The sequence below is a fragment of the Streptomyces sp. ICBB 8177 genome, from assembly GCF_003144095.1.
Lineage (GTDB): Bacteria > Actinomycetota > Actinomycetes > Streptomycetales > Streptomycetaceae > Streptantibioticus_D.
The window spans coordinates 805,883-820,257 of sequence record NZ_NSKH01000018.1 but is presented as its reverse complement, the minus strand read 5'-3'; the positions used below and the strand labels follow the sequence as shown (position 1 = coordinate 820,257).

9 protein-coding genes are annotated in these 14,375 nt (G+C 74.9%); 3 read left to right on the top strand and 6 right to left on the bottom strand.

The features are described from left to right. Nucleotides 1–55 precede the first annotated feature (55 nt). Together CK485_RS12050 and CK485_RS12045 are read right to left on the bottom strand one after the other, a co-directional pair. Nucleotides 56–673 (bottom strand): poly-gamma-glutamate hydrolase family protein, encoded by a 618-nt coding sequence (locus CK485_RS12050; protein ID WP_109449813.1) that lies wholly within the window; start codon nucleotides 671–673, stop codon nucleotides 56–58. Between the two features lie 75 nt (nucleotides 674–748). Further along, complete coding sequence (locus tag CK485_RS12045) at nucleotides 749–1,243, bottom strand: MarR family transcriptional regulator (protein WP_109449811.1); 495 nt, start codon at nucleotides 1,241–1,243, stop codon at nucleotides 749–751. 117 nt (nucleotides 1,244–1,360) lie between these two features. Between CK485_RS12045 and CK485_RS12040 the strand changes: the two genes are divergently transcribed. The 3 genes from CK485_RS12040 (at nucleotide 1,361) to CK485_RS12030 (ending at nucleotide 6,017) form a co-directional block, all read left to right on the top strand. Beyond that, nucleotides 1,361–2,221: an SDR family NAD(P)-dependent oxidoreductase gene (locus CK485_RS12040; RefSeq protein ID WP_109452869.1), complete on the top strand. Its 861-nt coding sequence runs from the start codon at nucleotides 1,361–1,363 to the stop codon at nucleotides 2,219–2,221. A gap of 180 nt (nucleotides 2,222–2,401) precedes the next feature. Then, nucleotides 2,402–2,923: a DUF4232 domain-containing protein gene (locus tag CK485_RS12035; RefSeq protein ID WP_109449809.1), complete on the top strand. Its 522-nt coding sequence runs from the start codon at nucleotides 2,402–2,404 to the stop codon at nucleotides 2,921–2,923. 193 nt (nucleotides 2,924–3,116) lie between these two features. Beyond that, on the top strand, nucleotides 3,117–6,017 hold the full coding sequence (locus CK485_RS12030) for a LuxR family transcriptional regulator (RefSeq protein ID WP_109449807.1): 2,901 nt from the start codon (nucleotides 3,117–3,119) through the stop codon (nucleotides 6,015–6,017). A 15-nt stretch (nucleotides 6,018–6,032) separates the two neighbouring features. On the opposite strand, the gene CK485_RS12025 is transcribed toward CK485_RS12030, so the two are convergent. From CK485_RS12025 to CK485_RS12010, 4 genes are all read right to left on the bottom strand, one after another. After that, complete coding sequence (locus tag CK485_RS12025) at nucleotides 6,033–8,837, bottom strand: LuxR family transcriptional regulator (RefSeq protein ID WP_146214525.1); 2,805 nt, start codon at nucleotides 8,835–8,837, stop codon at nucleotides 6,033–6,035. Between the two features lie 159 nt (nucleotides 8,838–8,996). Next, the gene (locus CK485_RS12020) at nucleotides 8,997–11,198 is read right to left on the bottom strand and encodes a tetratricopeptide repeat protein (RefSeq protein WP_109449803.1); all 2,202 of its coding nucleotides are present in this window, start codon (nucleotides 11,196–11,198) and stop codon (nucleotides 8,997–8,999) included. Between the two features lie 13 nt (nucleotides 11,199–11,211). Further along, on the bottom strand, nucleotides 11,212–12,528 hold the full coding sequence (locus CK485_RS28755; protein ID WP_158288205.1) for a hypothetical protein: 1,317 nt from the start codon (nucleotides 12,526–12,528) through the stop codon (nucleotides 11,212–11,214). 487 nt (nucleotides 12,529–13,015) lie between these two features. Next, nucleotides 13,016–14,374 (bottom strand): acetyl-CoA carboxylase biotin carboxylase subunit, encoded by a 1,359-nt coding sequence (locus CK485_RS12010; protein WP_109449801.1) that lies wholly within the window; start codon nucleotides 14,372–14,374, stop codon nucleotides 13,016–13,018. Nucleotide 14,375 lies beyond the last annotated feature (1 nt).

Sequence of the window (14,375 nt, the reverse complement as noted above, 5' to 3'; positions counted from 1 at the left end):
CGCATCGCGCGTTCCGCCGTGGGCGTGTCTGTCGGCCCGGAAAGCCGACAGCCCGTCAACTCCCGGTGTGTGCCGCCGCGTTCGTCACCGCCATCACGTAGGCGCTGAACTCCGCCGTTCTCCTGGCCCTGTTGGGGCGCGCGAGGTCGCCGCGCGCGAAGAACGCCTTGCGCTGCGCCGTACTGATCTCCAACTGGACGCCGGCACCGCGGGTGTTGCGGTTGCAGATGTTGCGCGGGCTGCTCGCGTCGATGTCGGCCCCAGCGGGCTCGACGGCGAAACCCGCCGCCGCCAGCGCGTCACCTATCGCGTCACGCAGGCGCTCGTCACGGCCGCCGAGGTAGGTGACAGGCGTCTCGCCGCCGGCGCCGTGCCAGGAGATGACGTGGTCGGCTTCGCGGACCATGGCCAGCGCCTTCGGCTCGTCGAAGCGCGTCGAGGTCAGGTGCAGCGCGGCGTTTCCGCTGCTGCGCAGGGCTTCCAGCGAGTAGAAGTGGTCGGCGGATCCGGCGGCGGCGTCGGCGAGTTCCGTGGTGCCCGGTTCGATGCCGCCCCCGTGTATCGCCAGATGCAGCAGGGTGGAGCCCGGCGCGCTGCGCCACAGCCTGCGGAAGTCGACTCCTTCCCGGCGCGCGGCCAGGTCCGCCCAGCAGGTCGGGGAAGCGGGGGCCATGCGTCACGTCCGTGGAGGTGGAAGGAGAGAGGGGGCAAGGGCTGCCAAGGGCATCGCGATCGCGCTGCGCAGTCCTCAGGGCGCGGAGGGGGACCCGCAGGTGGGCTCGCCGGGCGGCGGGGGCGTCTTGAGCTTGTTCCACACCCTTCCCAGGGCCTGGATGTCGGCCTCGTCGAGGCGGTCGTCGAAGACCTCCGCCAGCGCCTCGCGCCGGGTCGCGTCGGCCTCGGCGAACGCCCTGCGCCCGGCCTGCGTCAGCCCGATCCGCACCGAGCGCGCGTCGGTCCGCGAGGGCACGCGCTCCACCAGACCGCGCGCCTGGAGGGCGTCGACGACCCGGGAGACCTGGCTGCGGCTGAGCAGGGTCTTCTCCCCCAGATCGGAGGCGGCGACCGGCTCGGCCTGGACGCTGAGCCAGAGCATGACCTCGAACCACGACAGGGGCAGGTCGTGGGCACGCGCCAGGACGCGGTCCACGCGCGCCGTAAGAGTCGTACTGGCCCACACCAGCCCGTAGAAGGCGTGGTCGCGGGCGGTGAGCTCCCCCAGGGTGAGGTCGGTGCGTGCCATGGCGTCCACTGTAGCGGGTTGCGTGCGCACGCACGGAACCCGTAGAGTGTGTGTGCACGCACAGATATGAAGCCCTTCTCCACACCCCTGGCTCCCCTCATCAGAAAGGGCAACGCCATGCCTTCTTCCACCTCCCCGGCCCCCAAGGTCGTCCTGATCACCGGCACCTCCACCGGCATCGGTCTGGCCACCGCGGTGGCCGCCGCGCAGGCCGGCTGGACGGTCGTCGCCACCCTGCGCGACCCGGCCCGGTCCGGCGCGCTGCGCGAGGCCGCGACCGCCGCGGGCGTCGCGGAGCGCGTGCACGTCAAGCGGCTCGACGTGACCGACCGCGCCTCGATCACGGCCTGCCTGGACGAGGTGGCCTCCGAGCACGGACACCTGGACGCGGTCGTCAACAACGCCGGCGTCGGAGCGGTCGGCACGGTCGAACGCGTCGGCACCGAGCTGTTCCGTACCGCGATGGAGGTCAACTTCTTCGGTGTCGTGGAGGTGACCGGCGCGGCCATGCCGCTGCTGCGCGCCACCGGAGGCCGGATCATCACCGTCACCAGTGTGGGCGGGGTCGTCGGCCAGCCGTTCAACGAGGCCTACTGTGCGGCCAAGTTCGCCGCCGAGGGCTTCATGGAGTCCCTGGCTCCGGTGGCGGCGGCCGTGGGAGTGGGCGTCACGGTGGTCGAACCGGGCCCTGTGGCAACGGAGTTCGTCGCCAACCTGGACCTCGACGTGCCCGCCCTGCTGGAGGCGGCCGGTCCGTACGCGGCGCCGCTCAAGGGCTACGTCGACCACGTCATGGCGACCTTCGAGGGCGCGCAGACCGCGGTGGACGTCGCGGCGACTGTCGTCGAGGCACTCACCGCCGAGCGCCCGCCGTTCCGGGCGCAGACCTCCGGTGAGGCCCGCGACTTCGTCGCCACCAAGCTGGCGGACCTCGACGGCTCCCGCGTCCAGCAGCTCACCGCTTCCTGGCTGAGCTGATCCGTCGCACGCTGGAGGCGAAGTCACGTCCCGGTGACGGGATCGCCGGTTACCAGGACGGGGCGGGATCGTTGCGGTCCGGTCACAAAGGCCGTCCATCCTGTCTGCGGGTGACTCGCCCGCATTCGGGCGAACGGGGATCCGGTTCACCCACGACCACTCCTCAGGTAAGGACACCACATGCGTCGCATACTGGCCTTGGCCGCCATAACCGCCGCAGCAACCGTGGGCCTGGGCGCCACCTCCGCCCAGGCCGCCACGCCCCAGCAGTCGACGTCGGCTCCGCGCTGCGACACCAGCGGGCTGCGCGTCACCGTGCAGACCGCACCGGGGCAGGCCGGGATGAGCCACGATGGCGCGTTCCTGCGCTTCACCAACACCAGCGGCCACACCTGCCTGCTGCGCGGCTACCCGGGCCTCGGACTCCAGGACTCCGCCCACAAGACGCTGAAGTCCAGCGTCACGTGGGGCTCGACGTACTTCGACCCGACGCCCGGCGTGAGCACCCTCACCCTCAAGCCGGGCGCCGACGCCTGGGCCGATGTGTCGTGGGCCACCGCGTACCCGCGGATCACGCACTCCAGCTACCTGATCGTCACGCCGCCCAACGCCCGCACGTACAAGACCGTGGCGTTCAGCGAACCGGTCGGTGACGGCCGGCTGTCGGTCACCGCGCTCTCGCTGACCAAGCCGCGTTCCTGACGCGCCGTCACCGTGGGTGCGTGACACGCGCGCCCACGGTGACCGCGCCGTACCGGGGTCGGCCTCAGGTCGGTCCCGGCGGCGGAGCGACAGGGAAGAGTTCCGGTCATTCCGCGCACAGCACCGGAGCACGCCCCACCCCGCGCACTAGCCTCGGCTCACGCGGTGGTAGGCGGCCTTCGGGGGGTCGGAAATGAGTGGCCGAAGACATACGGCGGACGCACGTGGTCTGGTCGGGCGCGGGAGCGAACTGCGCCGGTTGCAGCGGGCGTTCTCCTGCCTGGCCGACGGGCGGCCGGTTTTGGTGGAGATCACCGGTGAGCCCGGGATGGGCAAGACCCGGCTGCTGGACGAACTCGCCAGGATCGCCCGGAGCGGCGGGGCCACCGTGATGGCCGGGCGGTGCAGCGAGTACGAACGGGACCGGCCCTTCTCGGCGTTCGCCGGATTCCTCGACACCGGGCCGACAGGGCCGTCCGGACTCCCCGGACCTCCCGGACCGACCTCGGGCTCGCTTCCCGGGCTCGAACGCGGCCGCTTCCACCGGGAGATGGCGGACCGGCTCGCCGGGCTCGGGGGCGGCGGCCCGGTGGTCGTCGTCCTAGACGACCTGCACTGGGCGGACAACGGCTCACTGGAACTGCTGCGCCACATCCTGCGCGGTACGCCCGAGCGCCCGTTGATGATCGCGGTGGCCCACCGGCCGCGCCAGACGGGCGAGTTGCTGGCGGAGGCGCTGGCCGACGCCGCCGCCTTCCACCGGGAGCGCATCGTGCCCCGGCCGCTGTCGGAGGAGGACGTGGCCGCGCTGGCCCGCGCCCTTGGCGCCTTCTGTCCGCCGGGGCTGTACGCCCGCTGCGAGGGCAATCCGCTGTACGCCCGCGCCCTGATGACCGCGGGACCCGAAGGGCTGCGGGCCGCGGACGGACACGGCGACCCGAACGGCCCGCCGGGTGACGTGGCCGACGCGGTCGCGCAGGTGCTGCTCGCGGAGGTGCGGGCCCTCGATCCGGCGCCGCTGGCGGTGCTGCGCACGGCGGCCCTCGTCGGGGACCCCTTCGACCCGCGGTTCGTGAGCGGCCTCGCCCGCGCCGAGGCACCCGACGCGCCGGCGCTGCTGGACGGGCTGTGCGACCGCGACCTGGTGCGCCCCGAGCCCTCCGGCGGCCGGCTGCTCTGCTTCCGGCACCCCGTGCTGCGCCACGCCGTCTACCAGGACGCGGGCCCCGGCTGGCGGCTGGCCACCCATCGGCGGGTCGCCGCCGCGCTGGCGGAACGCGGGGCGCCCGCGACCGCGCTCGCCCCGCACGTCGCACGCAGTGCCGCGCCCGGTGACCGGGAGGCGGCCGACGTGCTGGTGCGGGCCGCCCGTTCGGTGCTGAGCAGCGTTCCGGCGTCGGCGGCGCACTGGCTCGGGCGCGCGCTGCCCCTGCTGCCCGAGGGGGAGTCCGGGGCGCGGCGGCAACTGTCGCTGCTGCTGGCCCACGCCTGCGCGGCGGCCGGTGATCTCCAACGTGGGCGGCGCATCCTGCACGACCTGCTGGCGGCACTGCCGCCAAACTCACCGCACCGGGCGGCGGCGTTGCGGCTGCTGTCGCTGGTCGACCGCATGCAGGGCAAGTACGAGGAGGGCGCCGCCGTACTGCACGAGGAGTCCCGCCGCGGTGGTCCCGATCTGCCGTCGGTGCTGGCCCTGCGGGCGGCCTGCGAGGTGCTGGCCGGACGGCGGCAGGCGGTCGATCACGTGCGGCGTGCGGTGCGGGCCTGCGCCGACCGGTCCGTCGCCGACGACGCGCGGCTGCTCGCGCTGAGCACCCGGGCCCTCGTCGAGGCGTGCCGCGGGAGCGTTCCGCACGCCCTCGAGTCGGCGCGGCAGGCCAACGGGCTGCTGTCCGGCCGCTCCGAGGACGAGTTGGCGCCGCTGCTGGACTGCCTGGGTCAACTCGGCTGGGCACAGGTCCTGTTGGAGCAGCCCGCGCGGGCGAGCGAGCACTTCGCCCGGGGCCTGCGGGTCGCGGAGCACACCGGGCAGAGCCATTTGTCGACGTATCTGCTCATCGGCCAGATTCTCGCCGTCCTCCGGCTCGGCGACGTGCGCGCCGCGCTGCGCGCCGCCGACGAGGCGGAGGAACGCAGCCGCCTGCTGCGCAGCGATCCGATGCTGGCGTTCGCCCTGTCGATGCGGGCCGGGGCGCTGCTGTGGCGAGACGGCCCTGCCGGTGCCGCTCCGGTGGCGGAGCGGGCGGTGCGGCTGGGCAGCCGGGGGCGCGGCTGGTGGACGGGCGTCGCCCGGCGCATCCTGGCCCGGGTCAGGCTGCTGGAGGGCGACGCGCTGGAGGCGTTGCGCGTTCTGGACGACGCGGGTGGCGGACCGGGGATGCCCGGAGTCGACGTGTGCGCCCTGCCGATGTGGCTCGCGGTCCAGGCGGAGGCGCTGCTGGTCCTCGGGCGGCCGCACGAGGCGGAGCCACTGGTACGGAGGGCGCTGACGCACCCGGCCGCCGTGTCGCTGCCCGCCCAGCGGGGCCACGCGCTGGCGGCCAGGGCCGAACTGCTGCTGCGCACCGGCGATCCGGCCGGCGCGGCGACCGTCGCGCGGTGGGCGGCGGCGACGTTCGGGCGTTGCGGTCAGCCGTTGGAGGAGGCGCGCTGCCGGTTGCTGGCCGCCGAGGCGCGGGCCGCGTCGGGGAGGGCGGGGGCCGCGCGGGCGGAGCTGGCCCGGGCGTGGGCCATCGGCGACGCCGGGGGCGCCCGCGGCCTGGCCGACCGGGCGGCGTACCGCTACGGCCAGTTGAGCCCGTCGGGTGCGGCGGACGTCCACCCGTCAGCCGCCGCGACCCCGCCGGGTGAGCGGAAGCGTCCGGCGGACCTGACGCAGCGCGAGCACGACGTGGTCGCGCTGGTGCGGTCGGGGCTGACCAACGCGCAGGTGGCGCAACGGCTGCACGTGACCGTCAAGGCGGTCGAGGCGCATCTGACCCGGACGTACCGCAAGCTCGGGGTGACGTCCCGTTCCGCCCTCGTGGCGATGGGCGGGCACGAGTTCCGCGGGGACGGCACGACGACGGCGGCGGGGCCGCCGCGCACGACGTGAGGCGACGGCGGCTTCCTAGTGGCCGGCCCTGCCGGGTGTCCCCGCGGCCAGCAGTGAGACCAGGGACGATCGCCGTGTGATGCCCAACTTCCGGTAGATCCGTGTGAGATGGGCCTCGACGGTCTTGGCGTTGACGCCGAGCCTGGCCGCCACCTGGCTGTTCGGCAGACCGCTCGCGACCAGTCCGGTGATCTGGGACTCGCGCCGGGTCAGGGCCGGCGCCCCACCGCCCGCCGGTGCGTCCCTTCGGCCGCCCCCGGAGGATTCGACGGGCGTCCGGACGGCTTCCGGTACGCGCCCGGCCAGCGACATCACCCTGCGCTGCTCCGCCACCGCGCGTCCGTGCAGACCCCGGGAGCCGCACTCGGCGGCGATCGCGCGGACCCTCGCCAGCACCGGCGGCACCAGCGCCCACCGCCCCTCCCCCGCGAGCGCGCGGGCCAGCGCAAGCAGTGCCGCGCCCTCCTCCAGCGCCGCCCCCGCCCGTCCGAAAGCCTCCGCCGCGGACCGCGCCGCGGCTCCGGCCGCCGGGAAGTCGCCGCGGGCCAGCGCGACGGCGGCCCGTGCCGCCAGCGCGTGCGCCGTCTGCACCGGCGAGCCGAGGTCGTCGGCGGCCCCCGCGGCCCGGCGCGCCCAGACCCGGGCGGCCCCGGTGTCCCCAGCCCGTACTTCCGCCTCGGCCAACGCCCGCATCCAGCGCGGATGTTCGCAGCGGTCGAGCCCCGGCAGGCCCTCGCCACCCGCGATCGCGACGAGGCCGCAGGCCCGTCCGGCGGGCGACACCGACCACAGCCTGGCGCGGGCCATGACGGTGAGCCGTGAGGCCGGACGTGCCTCCAGCGCACGCCGTGCCTGCTGGTACGCGGCGCCGGGACCGTGCCCCGAGGTGTGGCGTTCGTACTCCGCGAGCAGCGCGAGCGCCCCACCGGTGTGTTCCACCGCCCCGGTGTCCCGGGCCAGCCGGGCCGCCTCCTCGCAACATGCCCTGGCCGCCTCCAGCGCGCCGAGGTCCAGCAGTGCGGCGCCCTTCGCCAGTAACGCCTCGGGCAGCAGCCCGCGTTGACCGGTGCGGCGAGCGATCCCCACCGCGCGGTCGGCGAGCCGCGACGCCTCCGCCGCAGGGCCGACGGCGCGGCGGGCGGCGGCGGTGAGGACCACGGCGTCCAGCAGCGGCACCAGGGCCGGATCGGGCAGGGCGTCGAACTCTGCGGCGACGCGGCGCAGTTGGTGGTCGGCGGTCGGCGGTCCGTGATCGAATGCCGCTGTCGCCGCCCGCAGTACCGCACCGCGCAGCCGGGAGTCCGGAGCCGAAGGACACGACGATCGCCACGGCTTCGTGGCCGCGCGCCGGGCGGCAGCCGTGTCCCCCGCGGCCAGCGCGCCGAGCGCCGCCTCCCACCGCAGGGCCACCTCGCCCGAAGGGTCGCACGCTCCTGGGCCCTCAGTGCCGGTCGCGCCCCGGCGCAGCACCTCGGCCGCCTCCGTGTGCCGCCCCAACTGCCGTGCGTAGCGGGCGCTCAGGCGTGCCACGGCGACCCGTCGCGCGGGGTCGTCCGCCACGGTCGCCAGCACGGCCCGCGCCTCGCGCAGCCGCCCGTCGGTGCCCAGCGCCTCCGCGAGCAGCACCAGCGTCCGGCCCCGGTCGCGGGCCGCACGCGCGGGCAGCCGGCGCAGCGCCTCACCGGCCCACACCACCGCGCGGGCCGGGTGCAGGCCCAGGTCGCAGGCCGCCGCCTCCGCCAGCACCGCCGCGGCCTCGAAACCGGTGGCCGGCGCGCCTCGGGACAGGTGGCGGGCGCGGGCGGCCGGCGTACCGGTCCCGGCGAGCAGGGCGGCGGCGTGCCGGTGGGCCGAGAGGCGGTCGGCAACGGGTATCCGCTGGTACAGGCGGGCGCGGACCAGAGGGTGCCGGAAGCGCAGCAGACCGCAGCCCTCGGGGTCGGGCCGTACAAGGTCGCGCCGGACCAGGTCGTCGGCGGCTGCGAGGAACGTCGCGGTGTCCACACCCGCGACGGCGGCCGTCGGTTCGGCCGCGAAGGGGTCGCCGACCACCGCGGCCGCGCGGGCGACCCGGCCCACCACGCCCTCCAGAGCGTCGAGTTCGGCGTCCACGACCGGGTGGGCGGGCAGCGGTAGGAGGTCGGTGAAGCCGTCTCCCGCACGGCGTCGCGCCGCCGAGGGCAGGCGGGGGCTGCGCGCCACCCAGATGACGTGGCGCGGCACTCCCCCGCCGGCCCGGGCGCACCAGTCCGCGTCCTCGCCGTCCACCGGCAGGCCCGTCAGCCGCCGGGCGTCGGCCGCGTCGAGCGGGCCGAGGTCGACGCCCACCCTCTCGCGGTCGCCCGGCAGTTCACGCAGCAGCCGCACCAGGCCCGGCGGCGTTTGGCGGACGCGGTACGCGCACAGCACGGCCGACCGCACGCGGCGCAACGCGTCCAGCGCCTCGGGGCGGGCGCGGTGCAGGTCGTCCAGGACGAGCAGGACCCGTTGTCCGGAGCCCGTGCGGGCGGGCAGCGCGGACAGCACGGCGCCGGTGACGCGGGCGCCGTCGGAGCGGATGACGACCGTTCCCCGGGCCGCGAGACGTTCGCACGCCTCGGCGAGCAGGAGGCTCTTGCCGGTTCCCGGGTCGCCGGTGACCTCGACGAACGGCGTACCGCCCGGTCCGCCGCCGGTCAACGCCGCGATGACGCGTGCCAGTTCGCGGTCCCGGCCGGTCATCGAAACGGGCAGCGCCCGCTCCGGGAAGGCCGCGCGCGGCCCGCCCTGTCGTGCCCGGCGGACCGTGACGGTCCGTCCGGGTGGGTCGACTCGTTCCATGGCTCCCCCGAGGCCGCGGGACTCCTCCCGGGGCACGACACCCTTGGCAGGGACTGCCCCGCCCGGTCCGTCCGCCGCCAGGAGGCGGCGCCGGTCCCTCCCACCGTCATACCGCGCCCGCGCCGGATCCGACAGGCTCCGGCGCGGGCGCTCCCCCCGTCAGCCGCCCGCCGGGGCGCAGAGCGCCGCCGCCTCGGGGGCTCGCTCCGGTGCCAGCGTGGTGAAGCGCCGTAGGTCGGCCCGGCCGCCTGGTTCGTCGCCGAGCCGCAGTCGGCAGGCGCCGCGCCGCAGCCAGCCGTCCGGCCCCTCCGGGTCCAGTTCCACCACGCGGTCGAAGTCGGCGGCGGCCTCCTTCCAGCGGCCCAGTTCCTCGTGGACGCTGCCGCGGTTGAAGAGCACGACGGGGTCCTGGGCGATCTCCAGCGAACGGCTGAAGTCCTCGACGGCGCCGGGCAGGTCACCGGTCTCGAAGGCCAGGACCGCGCGGGTGGCGAGCGCCTCGGCGCAGCGCGGGTCGGCCTCGACGGCGGCGTCCAGCGCGGCGCGGGCGCGGTCGGCGCGGCCCGCGTCGGCCTCCAGGCGCCCCAGCAGGCACAGCAGGTAGGCGTTGGCCGGGTCCACCGCGAGGCCGGCGGCGACCACCTCGGCCGCCCGCCGGGTGTCGCCCTCCTCCACCAGCAGCCCGGCCAGGTTGACGTGCGCGTCGACGTACCGCGGCTCGATGTCGAGGACGTAGGCGAAGTCGGCGAGCGCCCCTTCGACATCGCCGTGGGCCGCCCTGAGGTCGCCGCGGTTGTAGTACAGCTCGGGGAAGGGCGGGCTGAGCCGCATCGCGGCCTCGTACTCGGCGAGCGCCTCGTCGTCGCGGCCGAGCCGCCGCAGCACGCCCGCGCGGTCGAAGTGGTACTCGGGGTAGTTGGGGTCCTCGGCGATGACATCGGTGAAGTCGGCGAGCGCCTCGTCGAGGCGGCCGAGGCCCGCGTACACCTGGGCGCGGTTGTAGCGCAGGACAGAGCGGTGCAGCCGGTGCTCGTCGGGCCCCAACTCCCGTTCCAGGCGCGCGAGTCCCTCGGTGACCAGGCGCAGGGCCTCCTCGGGGCGGCCGAGGTGGTTCTCGATGAGGGCCAGGCCGTTCTGGTGGAAGACGGTGTGGAAGGCGCGTTGCCGCTCGTCGGGCAGCAGGGTGGAGATGGCGATGGCCTCGTTGATCCAGCCGAGCGCGGTGTGGTGGTCGCGCCGCTCGGTGCCGTGGTGACGGGTGTAGAGCATGGCGGTGGCGTAGGCGGCCTGGAGGTGGACGGCCGGGTCGGCGCAGACCGCCCGGGCCTCGTCGTAGAGCGCCTCGGCCTCCTCGGGGCGGGACAGGGCCGCGAGCGAGGTGGTCATCTTGGTGGTGAACGCCCACCACTGGTCGCGGTCCCCGTCCTGGTCGACGAGCGCGCGCCCGCGCCTGCCGAAGTCGACGGTGGCCTCGTAGAAGCCGGTGTCGATGCAGGTGTCGAGCGCGGTGCGCAGGGCCCGCACCCCGGCGCCGGCCGGATCGGTGCCGTGTTCGCGGTGGTACGGGACGGCGCCGAGCAGCCAGGACGCCTCGCCGGTGGCCTCCAGTTCCGCCGCCCTGCGGTCGTGCAGCACGGCGCGTTCGGGTAGCGGGAGTGCGTGGTAGGCGGCCTTCAGGGCGGGGGTGTCGTCGGTGCAGTCGGAGGCGATGTACTCCCACGCGAGATCCCGCGAGCCGCAGAGCACGAGGGTGTCGGCTTCGCTGAGCGGCAGGGCCTCGACGTGTTCGGCGTGGCGTTCCAGTGCCTCGGCGAGCGACTCCGCGCCCTCGGCGGTCTCCTCGCCGTCGGGGGCGCCGCACAGCGTCAGCCGCAGCAGTGCGGGGTCGATCCTGCGCAGCAGGACGGCCAGCAGTTCACGGTCGGTGGCGTCGGCGGCGTGCACGTTCTCGACGGTGAGCCCGTACGGACCGCCTCCCGAGGCTGCGGCGTGGTCGCGCAGGAACTCGGCGAGGCCGTGCGCGATCCGCAGGGTGCGCAGCCGGGAGTAGAAGCGGGTGCGCTCCTCGGGCACGGCCAGCGAGGTGAGCGTCTCACGGGTGGCGGGCACGGCGCCGCGCAACTCGGGTGCCACGGTGAGCAGTTCGATGGTGTGGGCGGTCACCAGGTCGGGTGTCGCGTCCAGGACCCGCGGCACCAGTGCCCGTGCGATCGCGCCCGCCGCCGTGTAGGGCCCGCGCAGCCGCCGGTGGGCGTCGATCACCGGCGTCAACTGCTGCTCGGTTCGCGACAGTTCGGCCGTCCGAATCCGCTGGGTCCGGCGCGGTGCCTTGATCCACTGGTGACGGGGCGTCACGGTCATGTGTTTCCTCCGGTCAGGACGGGACGTCGGACGACCGGGCCCGGCGCGCGCGGCGTTCGCGCCGTACCAGGTGGGCGATGACGGCGAGTTGGGCGAGGTTGATGACGAGGAAGCCCACGCTGTCCAGCAGGCCCGCGGTGCCGTGCGTGTGGGAGGTGACCAGGCGTCCCAGTACGGTGGACAGCACCCGTACGGCGACCGGCAGCACGCCCGCGAGCAGCGTGCCGATCGAGACGGTCCAGCCGACCAGCAGCAGCCAGGAGTACCAGCGCGAGACCGACAGGTCCCGCGGGTGCCAGCGCGTCTCGTCCGGCACGGTGTGCGGGCGCCCCAGCAGCCGGTTGAGCCGCTGCCGCAGCACGTCGCGGGCGGTGGCTTGCAGGTCGACGCAGTCCAGCACGGTGACGACGACGTAGTACAGGTCGGTCTCCAGGTAGAACCACAGTTGCCACGACACCCGCAGCAGCGTCATGTAGGCCAGCGCCAGCAGGATGCGGCCGGTGGTCGAGGGGTGGCCGTCCGGTCCCTCGGTGGCCGCCGCCCCCAGGGTGAGCGCTGCCAGGACGGCGAGGTCGGTGAGGATGCCGGCGAGCATCGGCACGTAGCGTTTGCGGCGCGGCACCGACACCAGGCCGTCCATCGTGGTCTGGAACACCACGTAGTACAGGCGCCGCCCGATCGACAGCCGGGAGCGCAGCCCGAGTCGCCGTCCGGCGAGCGCGTGGGCGGCCTCGTGCAGCAGGATCAGCGGGAACTGGCAGACGAACGTGACCAGTTCGAGGACGGTCATGTACCGCGTGAAGAACAGGTTGTGGTACGTGGGGACCAGGCCCGGCGAGCGGACCATGGCCACCACCCACGCCGTCAGCAGCGCGGCGAGGCAGACCGCGCCGACGGGTGAGAAGACGGCGGCGCCCAGGGCCCGCCAGCGCACCGGCCGGGCCGCCGGTTCGGCGTCGTCGTCGGCCTGCCGGACGAAGTCCAGCTCGCGCAGCGTGTCCACGAAGTCGTCGATGTCGACGGGCTCTCCGTAGGTCTGCCGGTACCACGCGGCGGCCTGCGCGGGCGGTACGCCGTCGCCGAGGCGGCGCAGCAGTGCCGCGCCGTCCGCGGGCAGGACCGCGTAGGAGTCGATGTCGGGACGGCCCACGGTGACCTCGTCGCCCTCGTCCAGGTAGGTCAGCGGGTACAGGCGGACGGGGGCGCCGGGCGGCACTGCTGCCGGGGCGCCCCCCGCCGCCGCGTCGCCGGGTGACGCGCCGGCGGGTGCGGCCTCGCCGGACGGTACCGGGTCGCCGGGAAGTTCGTCGCCTGGGATCACGGTGGACACGGCCGGTGCGCTCCAGTCGGTTCTGCGGGATGGACCGTGGGGGCGGGAGGAGAGCCCGGCCCCCGTGGACCGGGCTCTCCCCTGCGGTAACTCGCCGGACGCGTCAGGCCTTGGCGATGATGATGCCGCAGGAGCCGCCGTAGAGCGCGTGGGCGGCGGAGGTCAGACGCACGGAACCGGGCTTGCGGATGGCGATCTTCTTCATCGGGTTCTCCGTCCTGAGGACAAGCGGGCGCCCCGGGTGAGGCGTCCACGACGCGATTGCGCGTTACCGCGCTGCGGCCGGTCTTCCGGCCGGACAGCAGCGTGGCACTCACGCGGGAACGCGACATTGGGGGAACCCCTACAACTGCCACCCGATGTCGTGGTGGCGCCGTTCCGCCCGTGGGCGGGCCGGCGGCCGGTGGCCGGTGGCCGGTGGCTTGAGGTGGCCGGGGTACGCGCACTCGATCCTCCCGCCGCCCGCGCGGGTGAGGACCGCTGGGTGTCAGGCCGCGGCCTCGTCGTTCATCGACCCGACCAGGGACGTGGTGTGGGACGCGGCGCGGAACCTCGGATGGGCCAGGACCGAGCGCAGGAACTCCGCCGTGGTGCGCATCCCCTTGCCGTCGATCCTGAACTCCCCCAGCGCCCGGTCCATCCGGGCCCTGGCCTGCTCGCGGTCCGGCGCCCACACCACGGTCTTGGCGAGCAGGGAGTCGTAGTGCGGCCCAACCTCCCAGTCGGCGAAGGCGTGGGTGTCGACCCGTACGAACGGGCCGCCCGGCGGGACGAATTCGGTCAGGGTGCCGGGGGCGGGCGCGAAGCCGCGGGCGGGGTCCTCCGCGTTGACCCGGCACTCGATGGCGACCCCCCTGGGCGCGACCTGGTCCTGACGCAACGTCAAGGGCTGTCCGTCGGCGATGAGGATCTGCTCCCGGACGATGTCGATGCCGGTGACCATCTCGGTGACCGGGTGCTCCACCTGGAGACGGCAGTTGACCTCCATCAGGTAGAAGTCGTCCTGCGGGGTGAGGACGAACTCGAAGGTCCCGGCGCCGGTGTACCCGGCGGCCAGCGCGCCGCGTACGGCCGTCTCGCACATCCGCTCGCGCAACGCCGGGGTCAGTCCGGGCGCCGGGGACTCCTCGATGAGCTTCTGGTGGCGGCGCTGCACCGAGCAGTCGCGTTCGCCGAGGTGAACGGCGCCGCCGTGGCGGTCGCACAGCACCTGCACCTCGATGTGCCGGGCCTGCTCCACGTACCGCTCCAGATAGAGCCGTTCGTCCGCGAAGACCGCGAAGGCCTGGGCGCGGGTGGCGCGGTAGGCCGCCACCAGGTCGGCGGGGTCGCGGACGACGGCCATGCCCCGGCCGCCGCCTCCGGCCACCGCCTTGAGGATGACCGGGTAACCGGTGCGCCGCGCCACGTCCCCGGCCTCCGCCGCCGACGTCAAAGGCCCGGTGCTGCCCGGCAGGACCGGAAGGCCGGCGTCGGCCATCAGCGCGCGGCAGGCCGCCTTGTCGCCGAGGCGCTGCATCACCTGCGGGGCCGGCCCGATGAAGGTGATGCCCTCCGCCTCGCAGACCTCCGCGAAGTCGGGGTCCTCGGACAGGAATCCGTAGCCGGGGTGGAGCGCCTCGGCTCCGGTGAGCCGGGCGGCCTCCACGACGGCGGGGATGTTGAGGTATCCGGCCTTGGCGGGTGCGGGCCCGATGTGCACCGCGTCGTCGGCGAACCGCACCACCGCCGAGTCGCGGTCGGCGGTGGAGTACACCGCCACGGTACGGATGCCCAGTTCGCGGCAGGCGCGGGCGACGCGCAGGGCGATCTCGCCTCGGTTGGCGACGAGTACGGTGGAGAACACG

Excerpts from the sequence above, each read along its gene's own strand:
- CK485_RS12035 (WP_109449809.1), top strand. The coding sequence starts at position 2,402 with ATGCGTCGCATACTGGCCTTGGCCGCCATAACCGCCGCAGCAACCGTG.
- CK485_RS12025 (WP_146214525.1), bottom strand. The coding sequence starts at position 8,837 with ATGGAACGAGTCGACCCACCCGGACGGACCGTCACGGTCCGCCGGGCA.
- CK485_RS12050 (WP_109449813.1), bottom strand. The coding sequence starts at position 673 with ATGGCCCCCGCTTCCCCGACCTGCTGGGCGGACCTGGCCGCGCGCCGG.
- CK485_RS12030 (WP_109449807.1), top strand. The coding sequence starts at position 3,117 with ATGAGTGGCCGAAGACATACGGCGGACGCACGTGGTCTGGTCGGGCGC.
- CK485_RS12020 (WP_109449803.1), bottom strand. The coding sequence starts at position 11,198 with ATGACCGTGACGCCCCGTCACCAGTGGATCAAGGCACCGCGCCGGACC.
- CK485_RS12040 (WP_109452869.1), top strand. The coding sequence starts at position 1,361 with ATGCCTTCTTCCACCTCCCCGGCCCCCAAGGTCGTCCTGATCACCGGC.
- CK485_RS12045 (WP_109449811.1), bottom strand. The coding sequence starts at position 1,243 with ATGGCACGCACCGACCTCACCCTGGGGGAGCTCACCGCCCGCGACCAC.